The organism is Sediminibacterium sp. (genome assembly GCF_051861365.1).
GTDB lineage: Bacteria > Bacteroidota > Bacteroidia > Chitinophagales > Chitinophagaceae > Sediminibacterium.
The window spans coordinates 41,619-52,937 of the sequence record NZ_JBHYCW010000025.1 but is presented as its reverse complement, the minus strand read 5'-3'; the positions used below and the strand labels follow the sequence as shown (position 1 = coordinate 52,937).

General features: G+C 38.4%; 9 protein-coding genes. 3 read left to right on the top strand and 6 right to left on the bottom strand.

Annotation, left to right across the window (positions count from 1 at the left end; genetic code table 11):
* Nucleotides 1-250 precede the first annotated feature (250 nt).
* Complete coding sequence (locus tag ACTIEV_RS11755) at nucleotides 251-1,486, bottom strand: site-specific integrase (RefSeq protein WP_439516524.1); 1,236 nt, start codon at nucleotides 1,484-1,486, stop codon at nucleotides 251-253.
* Nucleotides 1,487-1,930: 444 nt separating this feature from the next.
* Between ACTIEV_RS11755 and ACTIEV_RS11750 the strand changes: the two genes are divergently transcribed.
* Entirely contained in the window at nucleotides 1,931-2,653 is a 723-nt protein-coding gene (locus ACTIEV_RS11750) for a hypothetical protein (protein WP_439516523.1), read from the top strand.
* 30 nt (nucleotides 2,654-2,683) lie between these two features.
* Here the strand turns inward: ACTIEV_RS11750 and ACTIEV_RS11745 are convergent, their stop codons facing one another.
* The 3 genes from ACTIEV_RS11745 to ACTIEV_RS11735 are packed head-to-tail and all read right to left on the bottom strand — an operon-like array spanning nucleotide 2,684 to nucleotide 5,263.
* Nucleotides 2,684-3,550: a hypothetical protein gene (locus ACTIEV_RS11745; RefSeq protein WP_439516522.1), complete on the bottom strand. Its 867-nt coding sequence runs from the start codon at nucleotides 3,548-3,550 to the stop codon at nucleotides 2,684-2,686.
* Nucleotides 3,513-4,529: a type IV toxin-antitoxin system AbiEi family antitoxin gene (locus ACTIEV_RS11740; protein WP_439516521.1), complete on the bottom strand. Its 1,017-nt coding sequence runs from the start codon at nucleotides 4,527-4,529 to the stop codon at nucleotides 3,513-3,515. The genes ACTIEV_RS11745 and ACTIEV_RS11740 overlap by 38 nt, the downstream gene beginning before the upstream one ends.
* 32 nt (nucleotides 4,530-4,561) lie before the next feature.
* Nucleotides 4,562-5,263, bottom strand: a complete 702-nt coding sequence (locus ACTIEV_RS11735) for a hypothetical protein (protein WP_439516520.1) — start codon at nucleotides 5,261-5,263, stop codon at nucleotides 4,562-4,564.
* Between the two features lie 67 nt (nucleotides 5,264-5,330).
* Here ACTIEV_RS11735 and ACTIEV_RS11730 point away from each other — a divergent pair, with 67 nt between their 5' ends.
* The gene (locus ACTIEV_RS11730) at nucleotides 5,331-6,680 is read left to right on the top strand and encodes a hypothetical protein (protein ID WP_439516519.1); all 1,350 of its coding nucleotides are present in this window, start codon (nucleotides 5,331-5,333) and stop codon (nucleotides 6,678-6,680) included.
* Nucleotides 6,681-6,690: 10 nt separating this feature from the next.
* Here ACTIEV_RS11730 and ACTIEV_RS11725 read toward each other — a convergent pair whose 3' ends face one another.
* Nucleotides 6,691-7,620, bottom strand: coding sequence for a hypothetical protein (locus tag ACTIEV_RS11725; protein ID WP_439516518.1), 930 nt, complete (start codon nucleotides 7,618-7,620; stop codon nucleotides 6,691-6,693).
* Between the two features lie 88 nt (nucleotides 7,621-7,708).
* Here ACTIEV_RS11725 and ACTIEV_RS11720 point away from each other — a divergent pair, with 88 nt between their 5' ends.
* Complete coding sequence (locus ACTIEV_RS11720; protein WP_439516517.1) at nucleotides 7,709-8,665, top strand: hypothetical protein; 957 nt, start codon at nucleotides 7,709-7,711, stop codon at nucleotides 8,663-8,665.
* A 161-nt stretch (nucleotides 8,666-8,826) separates the two neighbouring features.
* On the opposite strand, the gene ACTIEV_RS11715 is transcribed toward ACTIEV_RS11720, so the two are convergent.
* Entirely contained in the window at nucleotides 8,827-11,316 is a 2,490-nt protein-coding gene (locus ACTIEV_RS11715; protein ID WP_439516516.1) for a S8 family peptidase, read from the bottom strand.
* Between the last annotated feature and the right edge of the window lie 3 nt (nucleotides 11,317-11,319).

Here is an 11,319-nt window from a genome sequence, read left to right as displayed (position 1 = left end):
CTTTCAAAGTTTAAAATTAACAAGCTTTTTCCCGTTAACTCTAACCAAGAATGGACAACTTTTTGGGGGAGCCTACAAAAAGTGTAAAGAACTTTTTACCCGCCCAACCACTATTGACAATTCGCACATTAATAAGTATTTATCGGGGAATTGAAAATTCGAGTATTTCAAAACTGAATATTAATCGATATCCGAAATGGAAAAAATAGCAACGACTAATTGAACTAAGAAAATGTAACTAAACTGCCATTTATACAGCCCTTAATTGATTTTCAATACGCAACATTTCTACAGATACTTTTTCTTGCAGAATTTTACCATATATCTGTGTCGTTTTGATATTTGTATGACCAAGCATAGAACTAACTGATTCAATACTCGCTCCTTTCGTTAACATTAAAGTTGCAAATGTGTGTCTGGCAGTGTGTGAAGTGATTTTTTTATTCAATCGACATAAATCGCTAATATCCTTTAGGTATTCATTATACTTTTGATTGCTTTTAACAGGCAGTAATTTATTATTGTAAATACAATACTCATCGTACTCATACTTTTTTAAAATATCCAAAGCAATTGATAATAGAGGGATATTAGCGGTAACCTCAGTTTTTGTTCTTTTAATTGAAATTTTGGGTTCACCATTGACTCCAATAACAATATTATTTTTATTCAGTTTAGCAACATCGGAATACGACAATCCTGTATAGCAACAAAAAACAAACACATCTCTAATTTCGCTTAGTCGTGTCGTTGAAAATTCTTTAACACGAACAGTGTTTAACTCATGCTCAGTTAAGTACTCTTTATCAACTCGCTCTAACTTTCCCTTATACTTTTCAAAAGGATTTCTACTTAACCATTCATTTTGTACCGCAAAATTTATAACTGCTTTCAGGTTTTTAATGTATTTCAATGCGGTATTATGAGAACACTTTTTGATCGTTTTTAAATAAAACTCGTATTCAGTAGCGAAAGCAAAGTTTAGGTCTGTTAGAAATAGATTAGTGTTTTTACGGGAGTAGGTTATAAAATCTGATACATGGCTTTTTGAGGTTTTGTAACGCTCATATGTTCCGGCAGCATAACTTTTTCCTATTAATGGTTTAACACGCTTTTCATTAAAGTATTCAAGAAGTTCAAGTAATGTATATTTCTTCTCGATTTTCCCTAGTAAAGTATTGATGACGATTTCAGAAGTAATATGATGCCCCTTAGATTGTAAATCTGTTCGGATATTTAAAATATTTGTTTTGAGGTTCTCTAATGTTTGATTAGCCGTTTTGGAAAATTCATTCTTTCCGAGAATTTTATGAGTAGTTGGATTCCATTTTTCATTGTTTACCCAAATTTGAGTTGAGAACTCGTTTGATTTGCCCTGTACAGTCAGGCGGCAATAAATTGGATGGTGTTTTTCTTTGTTTGTTTTTCCTCGATGGATAAAGAACAAAATTGAAAATGTATTTCGGCTAATTATTGCAGATTTCACAGACAACGATTAAGGTTTGTAGTGTACAAAAGATACTCAATAATAGACTAATAACCAATACTTTAACAGGAAATCGTTGACTAATTTTTCAGAGCAAAAAGGACAATGATTAAGACAGATAATTTTGAGGTAGAATGGTGAATTTGATAGGTCAGAAAAGGAAAAAACCATGTAAATCATGGTTTTGAATGAATTTGAATGCAGTTGACTTTTGTTATTGCAGAGAGGAAGGGATTTGAACTATCTATTTCCTCCATTGATTATCAATTTATTAAGTGCTGCAAAATACCGACTCCACGAATTACGTTCGCAATTCTTTCTTTTTTATAAGAACTATCTATTTCGATAAAGATAAATAAACAGAAATACTTTTTTGCATTTTTTTATACCAAAGTTTATATAAGTTTTTAGTAGCCTATTGTAATTTTAAAGAAAGGATAAGTGATGAAAGACTTTATGAACAGAGCGATTGCCTTTCTTACATTTGATACACACCTGCAAGCTCAACAAATCAGTTTACAGTTTTCTCAAACCCATCACAAGAGACTGTCTGAAATAGACAACTGGAGTACCAATGCAACCCGTCAGCAACTGATATCCCGCTATTGGTATACAGATGTACTTGAGCATTTTGCAATACTATTTGGTTTGTCTGTAGGAATCACTTTGATATTAAGAGAAAATAAACAGCCTGATGTATTAATAGCAAGTCTTTTTTTTGTAGGTCCACTTGCTTATTTAGGATTGTACCTATTTCAGTACCGCCCCAAATTCAATTCAACCTACCTACCCCTTCTTGAAACTGTTAAAGAAGCGTATGAAAAAAAACAACTTGAACAGATCGAAAAATGTCGGCATGTCCAGTTATCCAATTTTTCATTGGCACTATTCTTTTATGTCTTGACTAAAACAAATAATCTTAATCAAATTTCATGCGATGACTACTCAGCCAACCTTCTTAGAAAGTTATATGGCGTTGATTCCGGGAGTTTGAAAAAGAATCTAGAACTGATTTTGGGAACAGCCAAAAGAAAAAATATGTCAGAAAGAAAAATAACAGAAATTCGAAACCGGTTTGCAGAGACCTATGAATATTTAGAAGCATTAGAATTTAATGCGGGAATTGAAAAACTAAAGGAATTGGAAGCTTCATTTTTTAACGCCTAAGTTTTTTTATCTGTAAATAATCTGGATAATCTATCCTATTTCCATTCCCTTTTTAAGTCCCACAATCCAATCCATAACTTCGGCTACAGTCGAACCAGTTTCATCCGCCATCCTGCGCACAAATGGGCTGTTTTCCTGCTTCTCGGTTTTATCGACAAGGATCGCTTGGATTCTGTTCAGTAGATTTTCATTTCCTTCAATAATTTTTTTTATTTCTCTTCCAATGATAACTGCGCTTATACCTTGCATGCTGAACATTTCAAAATTAGGATCATCACCTGTATACAAATCCAGATTCTCCTCAGCATAAATGAGGTCTGGTTCTAGGTCAACAAAATGAATGATAATATTACCAATATCGCCGGCATCTTTGAGTCTTTGCTCAGGTCTGTCATCGTATGAAATAAGTTTCAGCATCACAATTGCTGAAAGGGTAGCTACTTGAAAGGTATGCCCCGTATCCATCTCAACACTTTGCGTACCGTTGTCATATACTTCTTTAAAGCCGTTGACTTTGATAGTCGTTAACCCATTGCCTTCGAGTCGTATGTCATCGTCTATCTCAATTTCCCCGAATGGCAGTATATCCACCTGCATTCCCGAAGGAGCGATCATTACAAAAGCATTTCCTTTTGTTTCCTGATATTGCTTGTGATCCTTTAGATATTGTTTCACCTGTTCATATTCCGCGTTGCTGCCTACAAGGGCTGCGAAATCCACATCAAATGTTTTGCGGGGCTCCTTTTTTGCGCGGGCATACCAAGTGTCCCGCGCTATCGCGCCAATCAGGTAATAATCGATCCCCAAGGCCTTGAAAGCTTCTTCCACTGCATCGTACACTTCTTTTAATGCACCTTCCCTAACGTTGCTCAAATTCATTTTTAAGGTATTGGTCATAAATCATTTGCGCAGTTTCTATACATCTTGGATCATCAGTAATCACAAGGTCTGCATAGATTAGTAAAGGGTGAGCGATATATTCACCCATTGTCACCGGATAATCCTTCTTCCAGAATTTTTTGAACACCTGTATTTTGCCATTCGGATCAGGGATCAGCCTGGCACCTTTTATGAGTTCTGGTTTGGTGAGATCTGTATAAAAAGTATAAATCTCCGGTCGTAAGTGTCCGGTCATGATTTCTGCCGCGGGTTCACCACCGAGTGTATTTTTAGCATCCCTTCCTATCCGATCCTTCAAAGTTGCAGTAGTGGTGTCGGGTGGCAGTTTAAAATTTCCAATATGGAGGTTGGGTTTTAGTGTTTCTCGGTAACCTGCGATCCATCTGTCCAGTAAACCCTTTTTATTTTTCAGTACACAGGTCCTGTCAGTCATTTGCAAAATAAAACCAGCCTCCTTTAGGCCTTCTACTATCTTACCAATATTACCTAATGCAACTCCCGTCATAAGAGCAGTTTCCCGGTATGGCCTGTTAAGCGCGAGTTCATCCAGCAGGAAATGAAAGACAGCTTTTAAGCCCGTTTTTGTGAACGCGCGGTTGGTTGCCACTTTGTTTTCATCCCCCGTTTTATTGCCTTCAACCTGTATTAGATATACCCCGTGCTTGTAATAAATGTTCCCTGCTATATCCAGGTAATTGATCTTTTTTTCCCGCAATGTTGCCTTTGTCGCTCCATATAACTTCTGGGCGACCAATAAAAAGGGCTTTCCAGCTGCCTGTTTTATAATATTTGGCAACTGGTAGGGCTTCACTTCTCCCTTGATCTCCACCTTAAGCCTTTGCTTTGTTTCCACGAGCGTCAGTTCAACCTCTCCATCACCTTTATTCCTGTCTATAGGGGGCATGAATTTCCCTTTTATACCTGTATGTTCCTCTAGGTTGGCGAGGGCTGTCTCTATAATTTCTTGTTCATTCATCTTAACTGTTCATTTTCAGTGAACATTCAAATTTAGTGAACAAAATTGAATTTAAGCCATTTTTTTAACCCTTTTTGAACCTGTACGTTGTTAATGTATATCTGCTGATAAAGAGATAGAGTAACGTTGCTGTTAAAATAGTTACATAGATAGTATAGCGCGTCACCTCTTGAGAGCAGTGCATTCGGGTGATTAGGAAAAGCATTAAGTGCTACATCCAGAAACTGAATCGCTTCGATTATCCGGCTCACGTAAGTAAGTGCATTGGAAAGATTGATAAGCACCTGCACATACAGTGTTTCATTTTGCCGGTCTGCAGTCTTGAAAGCCTGCCAATACAGGTTGATTGCTTCCTGAAATCTTTCTTTCCCTGTCTCGATTGGTTTTACACCGGGATTGTTTTGCCAGAAGATTTTGTCTAGGCCATGCTTCGCATTAGCAAGGTTGTAATAGTAAGAGGATTCTCCCGTAATCTGTTGAATGCTGGTTTGGTTGGCTTCGAGGAAGGAAATGGCATTTGTAAGGTCTTGTTCGTTATTGCTTTCACATCCCAGGTCCACTAAACAGCCGTAATATTCTAACTGTTCGATGGTCAATGCTGTTTCCACCGAAAAGTCTTTCAATCTCGTATTGATAACTTCCCTGGCCTCTTCATACTTGCTTTTGTTAAGCAGATCATGAATTTTTGCTGTCAGGGGAAATTCGGGCTGTGTATTTTCGATGTTGTTTTGCATATTAGTGTTCAAATATAACCGTACCATGGAGACTAGATCGTCAGAAACATCCTAAAAAGAAAAGAATATGAGAATTTATCTCGATTCATCCACCCTTCAACAGCTTAAAAAGCCTGAAAATCAAGGTTTCCTGTCTCGCATTGTAGAAGACCGGGTGCGAAACTTTTATTTTTTTTCCGAAGCGCATAGTTATGATCTGATTCGCGATTTGACGGATCAAAAGCTGACTGATATGGAGTTTATGGAACAGATCGTAGGCGATCACTGCTGGATTTTTGATCAGCAAACCAAAATGCGGCCGTGGACACCTCGGCAACACTATGATAGTTTTGACTGGACACCAGTTGCAGCAAATTTTTTAGAAGACGATGAAAGTGTGTTCGCGTTGATGAAGCCAATTTTTCAATCTATTCCTTTTGTTGTGCCGACTGGCGAAGATTTAGAAAAAATACGCGGTACTATTCCAGAGTCTCTTTTGGCAATGTTAACCGAGCCGGCAACAGCTTGGGATTTTATGGTCATTTTTACAGGGTTCACATTTGAGTTGACTGAGCAACAAAAGAAATTTAAAGAGATGCTGCAATACTTGCATTCTCAATCTCACCTTGATTATGTATATGCCGGTCTGGGGATTAAAGGATATGATGGAAACTCCATAACTGATAAGCAGGCTTTCTTAGACTCTTTTTCTACAATATGGCTGAAAGAAGGTGAAAATAAAACGAGATACGAGATGTTCATGAATATGCATCAGGGACTTGAAATATTCGGGATCGTAAAAGGCAAACCCAAAAAGCAAAAGCTCATGAATCTTATCAACGATAGCAGACACGGCTATTTTGGAGGCTTATGCGATATCGTTGTGAGTGAAGATGTTGATTTCAATAACAAAACGAGAGTGATGTATGCACTCTGGGATATAAAAACCCGTATAATGAACCTTGCCGAGTTCATGGATTTTCTTGAACATGATCAGCCGAAACCGGATACAATAAGGGAGTTGATGCAGGCGGCATCAAGGAAAGATCTTGAAGTGCTGGATGTGTCTGAAGAAGAAAATCGCATGGGTGCAATGTTTCGTCTGCCGCAAATGTATTTGGGCCTCTTTGACACATTTACACGGATAAATGACAGCGTAGAAGGCGATTATTTCTTCTTTTCAAATTCCTTACTGAATTTAAGTAAATCTAGTCTTATCATGGAGATAAGAAGAGTTTTGCATTATCTGTTAATGGAGTTGGGTCCCGATCATTATGGAAAAGGACCGCTCGGTGATGAAGAATTGCCTGCCAAAGAATGGACTGGAAGAACATGGACTTTTGATGGTGGGCAAATAGAACTGAAACTAAATGAGAAATACCAGCTATGTCTTGCCTACTATTTTCACACAGAGATTGACGAGGCTGAAAATGCGTAAATGCTTTAGTCTACTCTTTAAACTGTTCAATAGAACTCAATCCAAAACGTTGAAATACGAGATATAAAAAGGAGTTTTCAAAAGTTTTATAAGAATCGAAAATACTGATTACCTTTTTAAAAGAAGCCGTATCGCTATTGGCAAGATGTATCATGGCCGCCTTTGTGATCAGATCAATTGTGTCTTCATCTTCTTCAGCTAAAATATTTTGATAAATTACTCGGCTGCCGATAGCTAGAATATGATTAACACCTTCTTCCAGAACAGCCTGTGGCTTAATCTTGGTTTTACCCATGCCTTTGGCTTCGAAAGAGAATAGATTGGGATCGAATTCAAAATCATTCGCCATCACATAGGATAGGAGCAATTGCGCAACTTTAAATTTCGCCATTCCCTTTTCCTTCTCAGTGCAGGTGTTTTCAAGACAGCAAAACCGGGAATGATGCTTTGTAAGGACAATCTTGCTGCAGCGCTTGGTGGAGACTGCACTATCAAACATTAATTGTAAGCTCACCTTATTGTTCCAGAAATATTTATCATCCTCGAAAGTGAATGGCCCATCATCCGTTGCAGGATCGTATCGTTTCAGTAAGCCATCATAGTTATTTGCAGTCACCAGTAAGCGGCAGGCGGTAGTTAGATACGGCATATCTTCCACCCAGTACATGTGTTTCCGTTTTAGCAGGTTTTCGATCTGATAATAAAAACACACATGACCATATCGAGATCCGTTGAACCAGCTATTAGGAGAAAACCAGGTGGCTAAAATTCGCTCTTCCTTTAAAACGACACTCTCAGTTACCAAGCCAGTTTTCAACTTTCTGTCACGGATAATTCTAAGAGCAGGCAGAATATGGGCTGCATGCGACACCTCATCCGTTCGCTCACGGTTATCATCTGTTATCCGGTATTTGGTCCAAGGCTTGCGTAATGGAGGCATTATATAAAGTTACCAATACTTACCATCCACTACAATACTTTGCCACCTAATATTTCGTTTATAGATTTAGCACTGTTCAACATGCACCATGACCAAATTCTATAACATTAATGGTATCCCGTCAAACGAACCTAAACCAGGTTCTGTTGTATCCGAATGGAGAAACAACTTTTGGATTACTGCGAACGATAATACATCCGAACTTGACTTTAAGTTGATTGGCATTACGCACCGTCTTGCGGACAAAATGTTTGGCAGTGTTCAACGATTTTATGAAATGCTATCCGCCACTTCTATGGCCCTTCCCTATGCAGGGATTGATTCGGATATTAAGGTGTCAAAAACAGAGTTTGAAAACTGGGTAAAGACTGACAAATCTGAATCGACACACAAACTGCTTTATTATTACGACTTCCGCAACCTTGTCGGTTCCCTGCAAAATTTAGTGGTTGAATCGAAAATACTTTTCTGCGATTTTTATAAAGCATTGAATGAAAATTCTTTTATGCTTTCTGATAAGCCAATGGAACCCGATATGGTAACGATTGCATCAGGAATGCTTGTCACAGGTATTTTTTCAAGGATCAATCACTTGTTCATCAATCTTGCAAGTCAGCTTGATTTCATCACTAAAGTTTTTGTAGAATTCGCTAACATACCGACCGATTATTCGGATTACCCTCGCATGAAATCAAACAGTATTTTATATGGCGATGCAAAGAAGATTAGAGAAATCAGTTTTGAAAACACCTTATTTGAAAGAACAGACGATATTAAACTGATTCTGAGTTTCAGAAACGAAATAATTCACAACGCATCCTTTGAAAACAAACCGAAGGTGCATCAGGTTTTCGAGAAGAATATCATGGTTGAAAAATTCATTCTTGTTCCTGATAACACTAAGGGCAATTTCGATTCATATAAAAACAGAACCCGTTTTTTCAATAATGAAGAAAAGTTTAATGAAATGCTGCCAGATTTAGTCACAGGATTTTGGAAGAAGCTGGAACTTACAATTGATAAACTTACTGTAAATGTATCGTAACAAAATTCGGAGCCGCCTAACGGGATGACATGTTAAACTTCAAGAGCAGTATAATAAACTTGCCATCCGTCACATCCACTAACAGACATAGCGCCACACTCTCAAATTTTTTTCTAATTATTTTCATCGCGCAAAAACCCTAAGACCCTCAAATGCAAACATCAAATTTCAATGAGCTGTGCAACAGGAGTATAAATATCTGTTTCCTCCGAAGGAGTTTCGATAGTTATTACAAGGCTATATGATATGTTTTGAATGTAACGCTTATGCTTTTTTCTAGTCTTCCACCATCCTCCAATAGGGTAAACTGCAATTTTGTTTCTTTCTGCCAAATCCACAGCAGTTCCTTTCCAGATATCCTTGTGGATCGAACCTTTATTTCGAATTCTTTCACCAAGAATCCAATGTTCCTGTCCTTCGTTTTGAAAAGGTTGTTCTGCATTCTTTTCTCGCATGCTAGCACTCACTCGACCCTTAAACTTTTCAATTCCTTCCTGCGCATCGATCATCTTAAACCGTAATCCATGGCTACGGTAACTTGCTGATTTTTCAAGCTGCCTTGTCCCAGGATTTGGTTCGATAAAATATGAAAGTGTAATTTTGAAGGTCACGATTGTATCGAATAATCCTGCGAGTATATCTTTCGGCCAGGGCAGGTCAAAAAGATGAAATTCATCTGATTTAACAACAGACTTTTCATACTTAAATGGGTGTAATGTCCGTTGTGCGATCAGAGAAAGCGAATTGTTAGCGCTGTAACGGGCACGTTGCATATTCGGAACGCCGTAGCCTACTGTTGAAAAAAGCTTTTCCTTATCATCTGCAGATAATTCTTCAATAGAACGGTTTTGTAACATAGCAGATGTCCAATCCGCAGAATGTATCAATAACCCTCTGATGGTTTCCGGCCAGAGCGCTGGATAATAACAATATAGTTCTGCTGCGAAACGTGCAGCAAGTGCAGTTGAAGCACTGGTTTCAGAAAAAGTTTTCAACCAAGGTCTTCCGATTCCACCTTTGGCTGTAGTGAGTAACTGTAACGATTCAGGATCGTTTGCTTCGCCATCAAGCAATCCCTGATTTCCACCCTCGAATACAATATCGGGTTTCTTGCACCAGTCGGAATCCCATTCATGCGAGGTTGTATTGCAAGGGGACATTCCTCCCCTGGGTGCAAGGGCTGTAGTTTGAGGATATTTAAGTGGATCAATCTGATCTTTTAGTGTATATGCCCCTACCGTGATTGAATTGAATGATTGGGCAGGATCTTCGACTGTATGATCTTTGTTGCTTAAAGGGTAATACTTGCGAACTTCAATAGGTGTATTGCCGGAAGAAATAAAAAATAAAAGATTGGTGTTGAGATTTTCAGGGTCTCCATAAACAATTTGATCAATAGCTGCCGACCATGCTGATGGTCTCCCGTAGTGTTTACCTTTCGTAGTTACCGCCATACAAACCATCCTTTTAAATCCTGCGTGCATTACGGCAGCTCGATTCACTGCTTCAATTGTTATTGAACCATAATTTTCTGGGGCGTGTGGGTGATTACGTTCGATTAGTTTAATACTTTCTAAGTGGTGCAATATCTGCACCGGGTTTGCGGATGACATAGGCTCTATCAAATCTCCATACAAGGCGACTCCAGCCATCATAGTTCCATGCCCCTCCACGTGTGTATCCATTTTTGACCATGCAGGATTGACAGTATCAAGATGTGTTTCAGGAATCAATGGACTAAGTAAAGGATTGAGAATGTTTACCCCTGTATCTAATAGACACACGGAAACAGCATGTTCTTCTCCTCTGTGATCAACTCTTGCAACAAGGTCATCGATCCATCCTGCCTGTTCTGTTCTATCCATACCTGTAAAAAAGTCGGCGGTTTCACGAGGCTTCCTGAGTTCAGATAGTGCATCGGTGTAGAGCAAGGAAGAACTGAGCTGCTTAGGTGTTCCTTTAATAAGTAACACAATATTTTCTGGAAAAACAAGACTTTTCTCTCCAATCTGGATTCCTGCTTCGACGAGTTGATCGAGTATGGGAACCAATTCATTTGACGGAGTTTCATCCGAACGGCTGAACCAAACCTCCCACCAGACGCTTTCATTCAACTCTGGAAATAAAAGTTCAGGCTCCTGCCAGAAACTTCTAAGAGTAGCTGCTCTGATTTGATCAATATTTGCAAAAAGAGAATTATGCAGTGGTTTATTTCCACCTTTAACTGTTATGCCGTCTTTTTCATAAGTTATCGGAGTCCGTTCTTCTGCATACTCCTTTAATTTCTTCAAAAATTTACTGATTGCCTTTTTATTTAAGGAAACCGTTGCTTCATATATTTTATGTGCATTACCTCCATCATCTGTTTCTGAAATCAAACGATGGGATGCTAGGCGACATTGATTCTTGTCTAACTTCTCAAGATCAAGCAGAAAATCTTTTGGTGATTTAAAGACGAGGTACACAAAATCCATGTCTTCACCTTCTGTAAATTCTGTAACGGCATTAGTGAATTCTTTTTTTAAAGCGGGTCCATGAACTGCCGGGTCAAGATCTGTTCGAGGCACAACTTTCGTCCTTCCCTGATTTACACTTGTAAATGGGAGCGTTTCGGTACTGCCGGGAAGTAAAATGTGATTGAATAAAGGCATGTA